This window comes from Bacteroidales bacterium, from assembly GCA_013141385.1.
In the GTDB taxonomy this organism is placed as follows: domain Bacteria; phylum Bacteroidota; class Bacteroidia; order Bacteroidales; family Tenuifilaceae; genus UBA8529.
The window spans coordinates 33,090-50,387 of sequence record JABFRB010000010.1; the positions used below are offsets into that span (position 1 = coordinate 33,090).

The window sequence follows — 17,298 nt, forward strand, 5'->3', positions numbered from 1 at the left end:
GAATAAACTGACGCAGGTGCGCTTTGCTAATCTACGCCAAACCGATTGATTATTACTATTTATTTATAACCTTGGGCTAACAGGGTGTGTTGTTTATTTGTTATGGTTCAAAATTATCAGATTTATCTCTATTACAACCAACGCACGTAATTCTTAAGTTATGTTCTTCTGTGCTTCCTCCTTTTGAAAGTGGAATAATATGATCGAATTCAATTTCGTCGTCCTTTAGTACTTTTCCGCAAATTTGACATTGATTGTTATCTTTTCGCACGACTTTAAGCATAATATGTCTTGGTATATAACGTCCAATTCTTCTTCTCTCATTTGTTTCAGTGAATGGTTCGTTTACAAAAAACACAGGACACAAATGACCGAAAATTGAACATTTCTTCTCAATGTCTTCTGAGGTGTTTCTTTCAGGATAATCTTCAGGTTTAAAGTCTCTGACTTCTTTTTCAAAATATTTTGTCCTTTCCTTGTCGTATGTCCCTTTCTCAAGTTGTAATTTAATAAAATTTATGTTCTCAATTGCCTCTTCTCGTATCATTGATAAAAGCGGAAAATCCTCTACAAGCGCACCATAAGGACAATACTTCAATTCCCAACAAGGTTTACATACATTTTTTGTTCTAATTGCCCAATCTTCTCTGACTTTTTCATCAGAAGTGTCTTGGTCAAAACCAAGTAATTTTTTGATAAGTGGGTTCATTTCGTCAAGTTAAATGACATACAACTATTCGTTTAACCCCCTAATTGATCGATTTAAGAAATCAACCAACGGTTTCATCTCTTTGAATACTACGAGGGTGTTCTTAAGGAGATTTTTATCCGTAATATCCTTCTCGCTTAGGCTATGGTATGGGGTTATATGCTTAAACTTGAAATATTCAGCCACTGGTGAATCTTTATCGAAACCTTGTGGTACTCGCTTTAACTTTTCTTCATCAAAAAACTGATAGGTTTCTTTAAATTTTTTGTTGTTTACAATTGCTAAAAACTCATCCGCATAAAGATCTATGTCCTCACGAATCCGCTTCATAACATCAGGTGCTGCCATATATATTCCGCCCGATGCGAACGAACTTTCAGTATCTAAATGAAAATAGTAACCAGCATACGGGCTTTTCCTACCTCCTCTTGCGATGTATGCACCGAAATTTGTCTTGTACGGGGCTTTATTTGCCGAAAATCGAACATCGCGATATACCCTAAAAATACAATCCTTAGGATCAATCGATCCCACAAAATCATCAAACTCATTAATTCCAAGGATTAGGGAATTGGTAAACTCTTTGAATTCTTCCGCCGATTTTTGAAACCAATCCTTATTGGCATTGAACCAATCGCGATCGTTATTAGCTTTAAGGGCTACCAGAAAATCTAATGCTGATTTCATTTCTTTTTTTTCTCAAATTTACACGAATAATTCTTTCTCCGTAACCACTCAGGTTTATATTTTAGCAAACATTTTCTTTGAAAGTAAGGATTACAAGTTAAGGTAATCATTAAAACTTAATTTCGCTGAACCCCTGTATGGTTCGCGCAAAGGCGCAGAGTGCGCTAAGGGAGAAAAAACCTTTGGTTTTTTCTCTTTGCGAACAGATGTAGGTTCAATTTGGTACAATTTAACCATTGTCTTTCAATTGATTTTAAGTTTGCTACACATCTATCCTATTTTCTTTGCGCCTTAACGACTTTGCGTGAGATTATTTATAGTTGTGTTTTAAATCATTTCATTAAAAAACATCTTATAACCATGTTCTACCTATCTTTGATTCTTAATTTGCATAATTCTTTTCAAAAGTAAACCAAACGCATTACAGAGTATCAAACTCAAACTTTATCAATCTTACACACAATATGAATCGATTTGTATATATAATTCTCATTGCAATTGCAGGTTTTTCCTTTGTGTCATGCGGGAAAAAGAAGGTAAATGAACCCAGTAAAGGGCAAAGTGGACGAGGTCAAATAAAAGTAGATGCCATTATTACCAAACCTACTTTACTTACGAATCAAATTACCATTTCTGGGTCATTATTGGCCTTTGAGGAGGTTGCCTTGATGAGCGAAATGGCAGGAAGGGTTGTTCAAATCAATTTACCCGAAGGGAGGTTAGTTCGAAAGGGAACTCTACTTGTCCAACTTTATAATGATGACCTCCAAGCCAATCTTAAAAAATTACAGGCACAGCTTGAGGTTCAGGAAAAAATATACCAAAGACAATCAGATCTATTAAAAGTAGATGGTATTAGCCAATCCGATTTTGATCAAACCTCTTTGGATGTTAACACGATAAAGGCTGGGATTGAAGTTCAACAAACCCTAATTCGAAAATCACAGATTTTGGCTCCTTTCGATGGAATTATCGGGCTACGTAATATAAGCGTTGGGGCTCAAATCACCCCTTCAACTCAAATAGCAACAATCCGAATGGAGGATAAGCTAAAATTAGATTTTAGCGTTCCCGAGAAATATAGTAGCGAAATAAAACCCGGATTGAATGTGAAGTTTACTATTTATGGGAAAGATACCGAATACGATGCAACAGTAATAGCAACCGAGGGCGGAATTGATGCAGCCACTCGAAATATTAAAGTTAGGGCATTAGTTAACAGTAAGCCTGAAGAATTAGTACCCGGCGGGTTTACGAACGTACAACTCACCCTTGGTGAAAATAAAAATGCAATTCTTATTCCTACCCAAGCCATTATTCCTCAGGAAAGGAATAAAAGTGTAATAGTTTCGAAAAATGGAAAGGCTCATTTTGTAATGGTTAAAACCGGGGTAAGAAAAGAGTCAAAGGTTGAAATTACCGATGGAATCAACATGGGTGATACGATTGTAACCAATGGTCTTCTGTTTTTGAAAGAGGGTGTCAAACTATCATTTTCAAATGTAAAAAACTGATACCTATGATTATTTCAGATCTTGCATTGAAACGCCCTGTAGGCTCTATTGTATTGAGTCTCATGATTATACTTCTAGGAGTAGTCGGTTTATCGTTTCTTGGAGTACGTTTATATCCAGCAATTGACCCGCCAATAATAACTGTTCAAACATCATATACAGGAGCTAATTCCGAAATAATTGAGTCGCAAATTACCGAACCTTTAGAAAAATCAATTAATGGGATTGAAGGGGTTAAATCAATATCATCATCATCATCAGTTGGTTCTAGCAATATAACCGTTGAATTTAACCTTGATGCCGATTTGGAAAAGGCCGCAAATGATGTTCGCGATAAAGTTTCGCAAGCAGCGAGAAGTCTTCCCCAAGACCTTGACGCACTCCCTACGGTTACCAAGTCTGATGCGAATGGAGATCCAATTATTTTCCTTATTGTTCGAAGCACATCAATGAATTCCCTTGAACTAAGCGACTATGCGGAAAATATTCTGATGGAAAAATTTCAAACCATTCCGGGGATTAGCTCAGTAAGTATTTACGGTCAACAAAAACCTGCGATGCGTTTATGGTTAGATCCCTTGAAGATGGCTGCAAGAGGCATCACTGCATCGGATATAAACTCCGCTCTAATTAAGGAAAATGTTGAAATGCCAGGGGGAAAGATAAGAGGTTATGGAACTGAACTTATTGTAAAAACCTATGGAAGGTTAACAACTGAGGAAGATTTTAACAACCTTATAATTAGACAAAATAATAATCAGGTAATTCGATTTAGAGATATTGGTGAAGCCGTGTTGGGTCCTCAAAATGAGGAATCCGCTGCTAGTATTAACGGGGCAACAGGTTTATCAATGGTTTTAATTCCACTACCCGGAGCAAACAGCATTGAGATTTCAGATGAGTTTTATAAACGTTTGGAACAGATTAAAAAATTCCTGCCAGAAGGCGTTCGCCTTGATGTGGGGCGTGACAGGTCAATATTCGTTCGACAATCAGTTCGTGACGTAATAGAAACATTGGCTATTGCAATATCACTTGTTGTACTAATCATTTTCCTGTTTTTCAGAAATTGGGTAATCGCATTACGACCGCTAATTGATATTCCTGTTTCGCTCATTGGAACATTTTTCGTAATGTATCTTCTGGGTTATTCTGTCAATGTGCTAACACTACTAGGAATTGTCCTAGCCACGGGGCTAGTAGTTGACGATGGTATTGTGGTGACCGAAAATATCTTTAAGCGAATTGAACGGGGTATGGATAAAATGCAAGCTGCTATTGAAGGAACTCGTGAAATATTCTTTGCCGTTATCTCAACATCAATAACACTGGCTATTGTTTTTATTCCTGTTGTATTCCTACAAGGTTTTACGGGAAGATTGTTCAGAGAATTTGGTATTGTAGTTGCATCGGCAGTGCTAATCTCTGCCTTGGTATCACTTACTCTTACTCCCGTACTTAACGTTTTTCTTGGAGGCTCAGCGTCACACCACTCTCGATTCTATTTGGCCACCGAAGACTTTTATGTGGGTTTAGAAAATGGATATCGCAGAATACTTAGTTATTTTATTGCGAAAAAGTGGATCTCTTTTGCAATTTTGGGGGCTTGTATTTTATTGATTTTTATAATTTCCAAGCAGTTAAAATCTGAACTTGCACCTCTTGAAGACCATAGTTTTATTCGAACTTCTTTAACAGCTCCAGAGGGAACCGAATTTAATGCAATGCAAAAAATCATTGATAAGGTTGCAAAAAAACAGATCGATTCAATACCCGAAGCTAATTTTATTCTTGCTCGATACGGAGGTGGTATGGGAAGCTCAGGAGCAAATACAGGAAACGTTATGACATTTCTCTTGGATCCCAGCGAACGTAAGGCTTCGCAACAACAAATATATGATAGGTTAACAAAAATGTATCGGTCAATTCCCGATGCAAGAATTATTTCCAGTCAGGAGGCAACTATAACAGCTGCATCATCAGGTGGGCTGCCAGTTCAGTTTGTACTGCAAAATCTAAATTTCAATAAGATTCGAGAGGTACTACCCAAGTTCTTAGATGAGGCTCAAAGTAGTCCGATTTTCAGTAGTGTTGATGTAAACCTAAAGTTTAATAAACCTGAAATAAACATTACTGTTGATCGACTGAAAGCCACAAGTCTTGGCGTAAGCGAAAGAGATGTTTCCGATGCATTAAATTTAGCATTAAGCGGTGGTCGATATGGTTATTTTTTGAAAAACAACAAACAATATTTTATTATTGGACAGGTTGATAGGGAAAACAGAAACAAACCGGCCGATATTTCATCGCTTTATGTGCGAAACAATGTTGGTACAATGATTCAGCTAGACAATCTGGTAACAATAGTGGAGAATAGCAATCCACCTACATTATATCATTTTAACAGGTATAAATCTGCTAATGTTTCTGCAAACCTTGCTCCAGGAAAAACCGTAGGGGAAGGTATTGAGGAGATGCGAAAAATTGCTGCAAAACTGCTTGATGATTCTTTTAGTACAGATCTTGCAGGCCCCTCTAGAGATTTTGCCGAAAGCAACTCGAATATTTCATTTGCACTAATATTGGCATTATTGCTTATCTATTTAATTCTTGCGGCTCAATTTGAAAGTTTCCGTGATCCTTTTATTATTATGCTCACAGTACCTATGGCAATAACAGGCGCAATGCTTTCGCTTTGGATTTTTGGACAAACCTTAAATATTTTTTCCCAAATCGGGATGATTCTACTTATTGGAATTGTTACCAAAAACGGGATTCTAATTGTAGAGTTTGCAAACCAGAAATGTAAGAGCGGGTTGGGCAAAAAAGATGCTGCATTTGAAGCTGCCTCTGCTCGTTTTCGACCTATTGTGATGACCTCGTTGGCAACAACCTTTGGTGCGCTTCCAATTGCTTTGGCTATCGGTGCTGGTGCATCAAGCCGTGTTTCGCTTGGTATTGTTGTGGTAGGGGGTTTACTCTTTGCCTTAGTACTAACCCTATTTGTTATTCCGGTTATGTATATATTATTTTCAAGTAAAAAATAATCGCATCTACCTGATTAATAAATATTAATGTTGATATAAATGAAATCATTTTTCGTTCTTATATTCCTAACTATTTTTTCAATTGCTGATGCCCAAACCATAATGACCGTGGAGGATGCATTAAATATTGCCTTGAAAAATAATTACGGAATTCTTGTAGCCCATAATGATGCTGCAGTTTCAAGGGCAAATAATACACTTGGCAATGCTGGCATGATGCCAAATGTCTCTTTCACAGGAAGCAGCAATTTTGCACCAAACAATGCAAAATCGTATAAAACACTCAGTTCAGGGATTGAACTATCGTGGATGCTATTTGATGGTGGCAAAATGTTTGTTACAAAGAGTAAATTAAGTGAAATTCAATCTCTAGGCGAGATTCAGTTTAAGGAAAAAGTATTACAAACTCAATATAGCGTTGTTTCCGCTTATTTTGATGTTGTAAGACAAAAGCAGCAGCTAAATTCAATAAACGAAATAATAGATTACAACAAGACGCTCGTTAAGATTCTACAAACCTCTTTCGATGGCGGCTCTGCCCGAAAATCCAGTTTGCTTCAGGCAAAAATTGATTTGAATGTTTACACTGAAAACGCAATCAACCAACAGTTTACAATTGATGCAGCAAAAAAGTATTTAAATGAGCTGCTCGCTGTAAGTCCTGATTCTTTATTTGAGGTCTCAGATTCTATTCCAATCAACTTTTCGTTCAGCAAAGATGAACTGATCCAAAAGTTAAACTCAACGAATACTAGCATATTATCGTTTCAGAAACAAATGGATATTGCCAAATTGGGTTTAAAAGAATTCAACAAATCACGTTTCCCTCAAATCAATTTTAGAGCAGGATACTACATGTCGCAAATCGATAATTCATCGAGTAATTATGGCCCTCAATTTGGTGGATCGATTTCAATACCACTGTATCAATCAGGAAAAATTCGCAGACAAGTTTCAATAGCAAAACTTGATGTTCAATCGGCAGAATATGATCTTGAGAACATCAAACACCAAGTTAAAAACGACCTGTTGAACGCAATTACTCAATTCGAGAATCAGCAACGTTTACAAGCAATTGAAAAGGAAAATAATGCGCTAACCAAAGAAAATCTTGAAATAAGTTTACAAAGGATGAAACTAGGCGAAACAACCACATTGGAGGTTCACCAAGCCCAAGAAAACTACGTTCAATCCTGCACAAGACTTACTAACTTTGAGTACAATCTTAAAATTGCTGAAACAAAACTAAAGCAACTTTTGTCTTTGATGTAATTTTATGAAATTACAATCGTGTGACTCAGTGTTGTGCTAAAGATCATAAATAGAAGCGGGTATTTTCCCGCTTTTACTATTTTTATAAAAATTTTTGAGTTCGATCTTTATGGTATTCAGCAGCATTGTTTTCTTGCTTTACTTCCTGCCAGCATTTTTAATTACTTACTACGCTGTTAGCCAGAAATATAAAAACATTGTAATTCTTCTATTCAGCATTATATTTTATAACTGGGGTGCTCCAAAGTTTATTTTTGTAATCCTCGGTACAACATTTCTCGATTTCCATTTAGTAAAATGGATGTCACAAACCAAAAACACCCTTCACCGAAGGTTGATGCTCACTCTCTCTGTTTCTGTCAATCTCGGTCTTCTATTTTACTTCAAGTACTCAAACTTTTTTATCGAGAATTTTAACACTCTTCTCTCATCCTTTGGTGTTAATGCAATTCAATGGACAAAATTAGTTCTACCCATTGGGATATCCTTTTATACATTTGAAACAATTACCTATGTTGTTGATGTCTACAGGAGAGTTCACAAACCCTTGGATAATTTCTGGGATTATCAACTCTATATCATTCTATTTCCAAAGCTAATTGCTGGGCCAATTATTCGCTACCATGATTTAGCCGATCAAATTACGGATCGCTCTCAGAACGATACTATAGATAATAGATTAACAGGATTTTATCGCTTTGCCATTGGCCTAGCAAAAAAGGTTTTAATAGCTAATCATCTTGGTCAACAGGCTGATGCAATATTCTCGATGAACTATAGCGGAATGGGTACCTACACGGCATGGGTGGGAATTCTTGCCTACACGTTTCAAATATATTTTGATTTCTCGGGTTACTCCGATATGGCTATTGGCCTAGGTAAAATGATTGGTTTTAGGTTTCTCGAAAATTTTAATAATCCCTACATATCACAAAGTATAACTGAATTTTGGAGGCGTTGGCATATATCATTGGGAAACTGGATGCGAAGCTATCTATATATACCATTGGGGGGAAATAGGGTAAGCAAGTTTCGTTTATATTTTAACCTTTGGCTGGTTTTTCTTGCCTCGGGTTTCTGGCACGGAGCATCGTGGAGTTTCGTACTATGGGGCGCTTATCACGGATTATTTTTAGTGCTTGAACGGGGATTCTTGCTAAAATTCTATCATACAATAGGCAAACTTCCAAGCACCATCATTACATTTCTAATAGTTGTAGTTGGGTGGGTGTTCTTCAGAATCGAAAAAATTGCCGATGCCTTTACCTATGTTAAACGAATGTTTGCCTTCAATTTTAATACCATACCGTCCTTTGGTTATGAGTTTTACACCTATTTCGGTATCGCAGTAATCTTCGCTTTCTTTGCTTACTCTAAATCTGGTCAAACCATTCAGGATAAAGTTTATATTGAAACCTATAATCTCAAGCAACATGTTGTAGTATCAACATTATCAATTGTTTTGCTTCTTATTTCAATTAGTTTAATAACAGCATTCGGGTTCAACCCATTTATATATTTTAGGTTTTAGCAATGAAAAGAGCTTCGAAAAAATTACGTGTGATATTGCTTCTTCTAGCTATTCTTGCTTTTCTGATATTTATTCTTCAGGGTAGTTATAAAATCATTTCTATCAAACCTTTGTGGGGAAGTGTTATACTTGCTGACAAAGGAAATCTTACTATTAAAAATTGGTTCGATGGGGATTATCAACAGCAAGAAGAAAAGTACTTAAATGACAACTTTGGTTTCAGAAGTTTCTTTGTCAGAATGAATAATCAAATTGAATTCAGCCTATTTGATAAAGCCAAAGCCAACGGGGTTATTATTGGTAAAGACATGTATTTATATGAGGAAAACTATATAAGGGCATATAACGGAACCGATTTTATTGGTGTTGATAGCATAAGACATCGGTTACAGAAAGTTAAGATTTTACAGGATACCCTTTCAAAATATAACAAGGATGTAATAGTTGTATTTGCTGCAGGAAAAGGCTCCTTCTACCCTGAATTTTTTCCAGATAACTACAAAGTTCCAAGAGGAACAACAAACTATGAGTACTATATAAAAGAGGCAAAGGATCTTGGGCTGAATTATATCGACTTTAATAAATTTTTTGTTGATAATAAATTTACATCAAAATATAAACTTTACCCAAAGCAAGGTATTCATTGGAGTTTTTACGGGATGTGCATTGCCTCCGATTCAATCATTAAATATATTGAATTCAAAAGAAAAATCGATATGCCTAATATCTACTGGAATGATATTGAAATTGATTACACCCGAAAGGATGATTACGATATAGGCAATGGGCTCAACTTGCTTTTTAAGCTAAAAAGAGAAAAGATGGGATATCCCAAAGTGCTAATAGAATCAGATTCAGGTAAAATTAAACCATCGGTGCTGGTTGTTAGCGATAGCTTTTACTGGGGGCTATATAACCTTGGAATATGGAAAACTTTCTCAAGCAACCATTTTTGGTTTTATAATCAACAGATATATTCGCCTGTTTTGTGTGAAACCATGGAGGTTTCGCAAGTAAACCTACGAAACGAGATTATGAATCATGATGTAATCATAATACTTGCAACCGAAGCAACATTGCCGAATCTGGGTTGGGGGTTTATTGAAAGTGCTTATAACGAGATTAAAACCTCTAAACTATCTCGCAATTAATAATCCTGTTGTTGTTTTGCTTTTTTACATTTTAGGAAGTCAAGATTTACTACAAAATATTTATAATGTTAATTATATTTATCAAATATACCTATATTTGTAATATATAATTTACGTTATGAAAACAAAGAATCAAATTCTACTTCCAAAAGTGCAGAAATCCATCACATCTTTAGGTGAGAATATAAAACTTGCACGGTTGAGAAGAAAATATAGCACGGAACAAGTTGCTGAAAGGGCAAATATAAGCAGACCTACCCTCCTATCAATTGAAAAAGGACATCCGAGAGTAAGTATTGGTGCAATCGTAAGCGTTCTTTTTGTGCTTGGTCTTGAAAACGATATACTAGAAGTTGCAAAAGATGACAAGCTAGGAAGAAGGCTACAGGACGCTAACCTTATTGTTAAAGAAAGAGCTCCAAAAAAAGTAAAAGAAAAACTAACCGACAATACTGATGAATAATCGAAGAGAAATATATGTATTTGCTCATTGGATAGGTATGATCGACCCAATTTACATGGGCTTGCTAACTGCTGAATATGTAAGGGGTAAGGAAATATTTTCTTTTAACTACTCTAAAGAATGGCTTCAATCGGGCTATTCACAACTGCTTGATCCTGATTTGCAGTTTTACTCTGGAACACAATACGCAAATGATGAAAAGCAGAATTTTGGGGTTTTTCTTGACTCCTCACCAGATCGTTGGGGACGACTCCTAATGAGAAGACGAGAATCAGCTTCGGCAAGAAGAGAGAATCGAAGCGAGAGAACACTAAGAGAAACAGATTACTTACTTGGAGTCTTTGATGGACATCGTATGGGAGCTATTCGGTTTAAAGAAACTCTTGAAGGTTCTTTCTTAAATGATAATAAGGAATTTGCTTCACCTCCTTGGACATCTTTAAGAGAACTAGAAGAAATAAGTCTTAAACTAGAAGACGATAATGCAAATGAGAATCCTGATTATTGGAAATGGTTAACTATGCTTGTAAACCCGGGTTCCTCAATAGGTGGCGCAAGACCCAAAGCAAGCGTGTTGGATACTGAGAAAAATCTATGGATTGCAAAATTCCCAAGTAAGAATGATAGCAAGGATATTGGAGGTTGGGAAATGGTTGCAAATGAACTTGCAACTGGGGCTGGAATTAATGTTGCAAAAGCAAAAATTCAAAAATTGTCAAATAGACATCACACTTTCTTGACACAAAGATTCGATAGAACATCAAAAGGAGAAAGAATACACTACGCTTCTGCAATGACATTGCTGGGTTATACAGATGGAACTAGTTTTCACGATGGAGTAAGCTATATAGAACTTGCCGAGTTCATAGCTCGCCATGGTGCATATGTTGAGAGAGATCTGGAGGAACTATGGAGAAGAATCGTTTTTAATGTTATTATATCCAATACCGATGACCATCTAAGAAATCATGGCTTCATTTCAACTGATAAAGGCTGGATTCTCTCTCCTGCTTTTGATCTAAATCCAAATGAAACTGGAACAGGTCTCTCCCTCAATATTTCTTTGGAAGATAATTCTCTTGATTTGAATGTAGCATTAGGTGTAATTGACTATTTTAGACTTGACAAGGAGAAAGCGTTAAGCATAATTGAGCAAGTTAAAAAATCTGTTAGTAATTGGAGATCTGTTGCCAATAAATACAAACTATCTAGATCAGAACAGGATTCAATGGCTATTGCATTCAATAGGTTAATTTAACTAATAGAGGCTCCCAAGAGTTTTAACCATAAACTCTTTAGGATTATTAATGGTTTGACGGGCAAATCCTTGGCACAAATAAAAAAGCACTTACAAACGTAAAGTTCATAAGTGCCTTCCATGTGTCGGCTCGGAGAGGATCGAACTCTCGACCCCATGATTAAGAGTCACGTGCTCTACCAGCTGAGCTACGAGCCGATTTTTTAAATAGGGTGCAAATGTAACCTTTTTACACTATTTTTAAAATATTTTTTGTGTTTCTTTGCACTTGATTTAAACGCTTATAGATAAATTCAATGAAGAAATCAATTCTAATTACTGGAGGGGCTGGATTTATTGGCTCTCATGTTATTCGGAGATTTGTAAATAAGTATCCCGATTACCAGATTATCAACCTAGATGTTTTAACCTATGCTGGTAACCTCGAAAATCTTACTGATATTGAAGCAAAATCGAACTACAAGTTCATCAAGGCTGATATAACAGATGAATCGGCAATAGATAGAGTTTTTGCCGATAATAAGATCGAAGGAATAATTCATTTAGCAGCGGAATCTCACGTGGATCGTTCCATTTCTGATCCTATGGCATTCATAAAAACCAATATTCTTGGAACTGTTGTTCTATTAAATGCAGCCAGAAAATATTGGAAAGATAACTACGGTGGAAAACTTTTCTACCATATTTCAACCGATGAGGTTTATGGTAGTTTAGGCGAAGAAGGATTATTCACAGAGGAAACCTCTTATGATCCTAGAAGTCCCTATTCGGCATCTAAAGCATCCTCTGATCATTTGGTTAGAGCCTACCATCATACCTATGGGTTACCTGTTGTAATCTCAAACTGCTCGAATAACTATGGAGGTAACCAGTTTCCTGAAAAACTTATACCACTTGCAATTAATAATATCAAAAACAGTAAACCAATTCCTGTTTATGGAAAAGGCGAGAATGTAAGGGATTGGCTATTCGTTGAAGATCATGCATCGGCTATTGACCTTATTTTCCATAAAGGAAAACATGGCGACACCTATAATATTGGTGGCAACAATGAGTGGAAGAATATTGATCTAATTAAACTGCTTTGCAAGATTATGGACGATAAACTCCAAAGACCTAAAGGAGAATCGGAAAAACTTATCACATATGTAAAAGATCGTGCTGGTCATGATCTCCGTTACGCAATTGATTCAACAAAACTTCAAAAGGAATTGGGTTGGTCTCCATCATTACAATTCGAAGAGGGGTTAACCAAAACAGTTGAATGGTACCTTAAAAACCAGAAATGGTTAGATGATATTGTATCGGGAGGTTATCAGCAGTATTACCAAAAGCAGTATGTAAGTCGATAATAATGAAAAAGGGAGCCGATTTGCTCCCTTTTTCATTATTATCGACTTACATACTGCTTATTCAACAGTTACCGATTTAGCCAAATTCCTTGGTTGATCAACATTACACCCACGCATCAAAGCAATATGATAAGCTAGCAGCTGTAAAGGAACAACCGCAAGGAGCGATTCAACAATCTCGTGCGCTTTTGGGATCTCCAATACATAATCCGACATCTCTTTAATCAAAGTATCTCCCTCTGTAACAATGGAAATAATAACACCTTTCCGCGCTTTAACCTCTTGAACATTGCTAACCACTTTTTCGTAACTACTATCTTTGGCAGCAATCACCACAACAGGCATCTTTTCATCGATTAAGGCAATTGGCCCATGCTTCATCTCGGCAGCAGGATAACCCTCTGCATGTATATATGATATCTCCTTAAGTTTTAAAGCACCTTCTAAAGCAACTGGGAAAAAATACCCTCTCCCTAAGTAGAGAAAATTAGTCGACTTGCTGAAAATCTCCGCAATTTTAATAACCTTATCATTTGATTCCAGAATTTTCTGAATCTTTTCGGGAACTTGAATAATCTCTTTAATAAGTTCTTTATACTTTTCTTGACTAAAATAACCTTTCCTCCACCCTAATAAAAGAGCCATCATGGTTAGAATAGTCACCTGAGCGGAAAATGCCTTTGTTGAAGCAACACCAATTTCAGGTCCTGCATGGGTATAAACACCTGCGTCCGTTTCCCGAGGAATACTTGAGCCTACAACATTACAGATACCTAGAACAAGAGCTCCTGCTTTTCGCGCTAAACGGATTGCAGCAAGCGTATCGGCTGTTTCTCCGCTTTGACTGATTGCGATAACAACATCGTCCTTATAAATAATCGGATTGCGATATCTAAATTCAGAAGCATATTCAACCTCTACAGGTACTCGCGCCAACTCCTCAAGTAAATACTCACCTACCAAACCAGCATGCCAAGATGTTCCACAACCAATTATTACAATTCGTTTTGCCTCAATTAATCGAGGGAGAACATGATATAAACCACCCAGATGAATTTCATCCATGTTTGGAGATATTCTTCCTCTAAATGTATCATGAATACTTCTTGGTTGTTCAAAAATCTCCTTAAGCATGAAATGGTCAAAACCACCCTTCTCAATCTCTTCAATGTCTAAATCAAGGGTTTGAATGTTTGGTTGTAACGATTCGTTGTATATAGTCTTTAGACTAAGTTCTCCTCGTTTTATTACAGCAACATCATTATCATTAAGGTATATTACGCTATTGGTATACTCTACAATAGGTGTTGCATCTGATGCTACAAAATATTCATCCTCACCAACACCAATAACCAATGGACTTCCTTTACGTGCGGCAATTAATGTGTTGGGCTCATTGTGACATAAAATAGCAAGCCCATAGGCTCCAACAACCTTTGTTAATGCAAGCCGAACGGCTATTTCTGCAGTAACATTACCTTTCTCGTATATATACTCTATAAGATTGACTAGAACTTCGGTATCTGTTTCAGAAGTAAACTTATAGCCTCTGTTTTCAAGTTTCGTTTTAAGCTGACTGTAATTTTCAATTATCCCATTATGAATTAATGTAAATATCCCATTCATCGATACATGTGGATGCGCATTGACATCATTAGGTTCGCCATGAGTTGCCCATCGAGTATGACCAATTCCAATGGTTCCCTCAAGAGGTTTTACTTTAATATGATTCTCTAAATCGATAACCTTCCCTTTACATTTAAATAATTGCGATTTGCCATTTATTACGCATATTCCAGCCGAATCATACCCACGATACTCTAATCTTTTTAATCCATTAATTATTACATTGTATGCTTGCCGATGACCAATATATCCAACAATACCACACATATTTTTATAGTTTTGAGTAAGTTATAATAAGTTTTATTCGATTACTATTATTTCCTGTTCTAAAAATACCTTCTTTACAATTCACCTTAAAGTCATTTGGTTCCAAATAGAAATAATCTTTTTTAATTTTCCCTTTTAACAAATTCTGGAGGTGAAGGGTTATATCAATACTATAGTATTTTTTGGGTTTTGAATATTTCGCTGTTTGAACTTGTGTTATTGAATAATCGTATAGACTTATTATATCATATGCAGAAGTAGCCCTATAACTCTTTAAAGATGAAGTATCATTATCTCTATTATAGTAATATAGAAGAGGACTAATTATCGAATCTTTAGGGAAATCAGGGTGTTCTTGTACATCAATTCGTAGTTCTGCACGATTTATTGCTATAGGCATTTTTTTTGCCCACTCACTAACGCCATCAAGTTTAATAAGACCTCTTGCCCCGCCTAATCCTGAAATATAGAATACTGAATCTTGAAATGTTGTATCATTAAAATGTTGTATTTGCAAATCAGGTCTGGCTGTTGGAATAAATTCATGAATGAAGTGATTATATCGACCCGAACCCGTTCCATAGGTAAATATCGTATCGTGTTTAACCCCTCCTTCATGTGAATCATAGAATAACTTCAATAACATTCCACTTTTAAAAAAATATAAAACTCCGTCATTTCCATTATAATCATCGCTAGTGATATATAACCCATTCATAAACTTTAAAAACTTGGCGTTTGAGACTAATAAAGAAGTGTCTGCATTAATCAGTTTATGAGCAAATTCATTAGTAAATCGGATTTTTAAAGTGTCCTCTCCGCTATACGTTGTGGGAACGTTTATAAGAGTAGGGTAATATTTTCCATCTACAGATGCCAACCCATTGTAATAAATTGAGTAATTTAATGTATCCGATAGTTCGTAAACTTTAACATTTATTGTTTTGTTTTTAGTTCCCCATGTTCTAGACAATGGCATGTAAAGAATTAGAGAGTCAGGCTCTGGTCTAGGTGAGATTTTTTTCAATATAGTATCGGTAGTAAATACAATGAGTAGTTGCGAAAGAAAATCGGCCTTTGTTTTTCCAAATATATTACTATTGTAACATCCCAAAACAGCTGTACTATATAAGCCCGTGGGAATTGAATCTGTTTTAACAGTGTAGGCAGATACCTCAAAAGAGGTATCAAGTTTCACTGATTTTAAATCGCTTATGGGTAATAAATTTTTTCCTATAAATTCTGGTTCGTTATAACAAGAACTTAAGATTAATGCAATTGCAACTAATGCAAGGAAAAACTGATAGGTTACAATTCTATGAAAAGAACTCAAAACCCTTCTAAAACTAATTCTTCTTTTGACCATCTATTGAGTTGTTTAAAATCTGATCGTAAAAATCATTAAATGATTCGATATAATGCTCTGGAGCTTGGTATGGTAAAACGATTTTGTTAATGGTTTTAATATACTCATCAACATCTTTATTTATTTCAGGACTACCATAGATTATCCCATCGGAAAAGTTTACGGCTAATTTTGTAAGGCTTAGATAATCGGGGGTCTTTAAAAGTTCAACATCTTTCTTTGTAACCCCATCAATTAGAATCTTATTCCTAACGCTTGTCCTCAAACTCTTATTGAATTCATCGTTATAAATGGAATAAATAACCTTTGACTTTGCAAACAACGGATCGTCACTATACCCTTTCTTTATGAGTAAAGGAACAAATGCAGAAATCCATCCATGACAGTGAATCAGATCTGGTGCCCACCGCAACTTTTTTACTGTTTCTAATACACCGCGGGCAAAGAAAATTAATCTTTCATCATTATCCTCGAAAAAATTCTTGTCCTCATCATACAAGGTAAACTTTCTGTGAAAGTAGTCCTCGTTATCGATAAAGTAAACCTGCATCCTAGCACTTTGGATTGAGGCAACTTTAATGATTAAAGGATGATCCGTGTCATCGATAACTAAATTCATCCCCGAAAGGCGAATAACCTCATGGAGCTGGTTTCGTCTTTCGTTTATGCATCCGTATCGCGGCATGAACGTTCGTATCTCCTTCCCTTTCTCTTGAATTCCTTGAGGGAGATTACGGCCAATTAATGCCATTTCGCTTTCTGGCAAATAGGGCGTAATTTCTTGTGAGATAAATAGAACCTTTGTGCTCTTCATTAGTATTTCAGGTTTCTGATTTGAAAGATCAGAGGTAAAAACCCGGACTCGGGTATTACATAATTAATAAATCCGTATCCGGGTATTTTTCAATTGTACAAAAGTATAAAAAATAATTCAGATTTATCATTGGCTTATTCTCTGATTTTCAGTATATCTTAGATAATGCGCTTTTAATTAGTTCATTTTCTTTCTTGGATGGCATTAGTTTTTAAATTTTTACGACCTTTGCAACGATTTA

The 17,298-nt window shown here is 35.9% G+C and carries 13 protein-coding genes and 1 tRNA gene; 8 read left to right on the forward strand and 6 right to left on the reverse strand.

From position 1 onward, the window contains the following. Positions 1-100 precede the first annotated feature (100 nt). A complete protein-coding gene (locus HOO91_05595) occupies positions 101-709 on the reverse strand; it encodes an HNH endonuclease (GenBank protein ID NOU17014.1) in 609 nt (202 codons plus the stop codon). A gap of 24 nt (positions 710-733) precedes the next feature. Then, positions 734-1,396 (reverse strand): DUF2461 domain-containing protein, encoded by a 663-nt coding sequence (locus HOO91_05600; GenBank protein NOU17015.1) that lies wholly within the window; start codon positions 1,394-1,396, stop codon positions 734-736. Positions 1,397-1,860: 464 nt separating this feature from the next. On the opposite strand from HOO91_05600, the gene HOO91_05605 reads away from it, so the two are divergent. The 7 genes from HOO91_05605 to HOO91_05635 all read left to right on the forward strand — a co-directional run bounded on the left by HOO91_05605 (position 1,861) and on the right by HOO91_05635 (position 11,632). Further along, a complete protein-coding gene (locus HOO91_05605; GenBank protein ID NOU17016.1) occupies positions 1,861-2,910 on the forward strand; it encodes an efflux RND transporter periplasmic adaptor subunit in 1,050 nt (349 codons plus the stop codon). A 5-nt stretch (positions 2,911-2,915) separates the two neighbouring features. Further along, a complete protein-coding gene (locus HOO91_05610; protein ID NOU17017.1) occupies positions 2,916-5,957 on the forward strand; it encodes an efflux RND transporter permease subunit in 3,042 nt (1,013 codons plus the stop codon). Between the two features lie 39 nt (positions 5,958-5,996). Further along, a complete protein-coding gene (locus HOO91_05615) occupies positions 5,997-7,229 on the forward strand; it encodes a TolC family protein (GenBank protein NOU17018.1) in 1,233 nt (410 codons plus the stop codon). Positions 7,230-7,338: 109 nt separating this feature from the next. Then, positions 7,339-8,760 (forward strand): MBOAT family protein, encoded by a 1,422-nt coding sequence (locus HOO91_05620; protein NOU17019.1) that lies wholly within the window; start codon positions 7,339-7,341, stop codon positions 8,758-8,760. 2 nt (positions 8,761-8,762) lie between these two features. Continuing rightward, positions 8,763-9,911 (forward strand): hypothetical protein, encoded by a 1,149-nt coding sequence (locus HOO91_05625; protein ID NOU17020.1) that lies wholly within the window; start codon positions 8,763-8,765, stop codon positions 9,909-9,911. 118 nt (positions 9,912-10,029) lie between these two features. Continuing rightward, positions 10,030-10,374, forward strand: a complete 345-nt coding sequence (locus HOO91_05630; GenBank protein ID NOU17021.1) for a helix-turn-helix transcriptional regulator — start codon at positions 10,030-10,032, stop codon at positions 10,372-10,374. Between the two features lie 55 nt (positions 10,375-10,429). Continuing rightward, a complete protein-coding gene (locus HOO91_05635; GenBank protein NOU17022.1) occupies positions 10,430-11,632 on the forward strand; it encodes a HipA domain-containing protein in 1,203 nt (400 codons plus the stop codon). 125 nt (positions 11,633-11,757) lie between these two features. Here HOO91_05635 and HOO91_05640 read toward each other — a convergent pair. Next, positions 11,758-11,830, reverse strand: a tRNA-Lys gene (locus tag HOO91_05640). A gap of 98 nt (positions 11,831-11,928) precedes the next feature. Here HOO91_05640 and rfbB point away from each other — a divergent pair. Beyond that, a complete protein-coding gene (rfbB, locus tag HOO91_05645) occupies positions 11,929-12,984 on the forward strand; it encodes a dTDP-glucose 4,6-dehydratase (protein ID NOU17023.1) in 1,056 nt (351 codons plus the stop codon). A 57-nt stretch (positions 12,985-13,041) separates the two neighbouring features. Here rfbB and glmS read toward each other — a convergent pair whose 3' ends face one another. Genes glmS through HOO91_05660 form a run of 3 tightly spaced genes read right to left on the reverse strand, consistent with a single transcriptional unit; the run spans position 13,042 to position 17,057 of the window. Then, positions 13,042-14,877, reverse strand: a complete 1,836-nt coding sequence (glmS, locus tag HOO91_05650; GenBank protein ID NOU17024.1) for a glutamine--fructose-6-phosphate transaminase (isomerizing) — start codon at positions 14,875-14,877, stop codon at positions 13,042-13,044. 4 nt (positions 14,878-14,881) lie between these two features. After that, the gene (locus tag HOO91_05655; GenBank protein ID NOU17025.1) at positions 14,882-16,243 is read right to left on the reverse strand and encodes a DUF4270 family protein; all 1,362 of its coding nucleotides are present in this window, start codon (positions 16,241-16,243) and stop codon (positions 14,882-14,884) included. Further along, the gene (locus HOO91_05660; GenBank protein NOU17026.1) at positions 16,224-17,057 is read right to left on the reverse strand and encodes a glycogen/starch synthase; all 834 of its coding nucleotides are present in this window, start codon (positions 17,055-17,057) and stop codon (positions 16,224-16,226) included. The genes HOO91_05655 and HOO91_05660 overlap by 20 nt, the downstream gene beginning before the upstream one ends. Positions 17,058-17,298 lie beyond the last annotated feature (241 nt).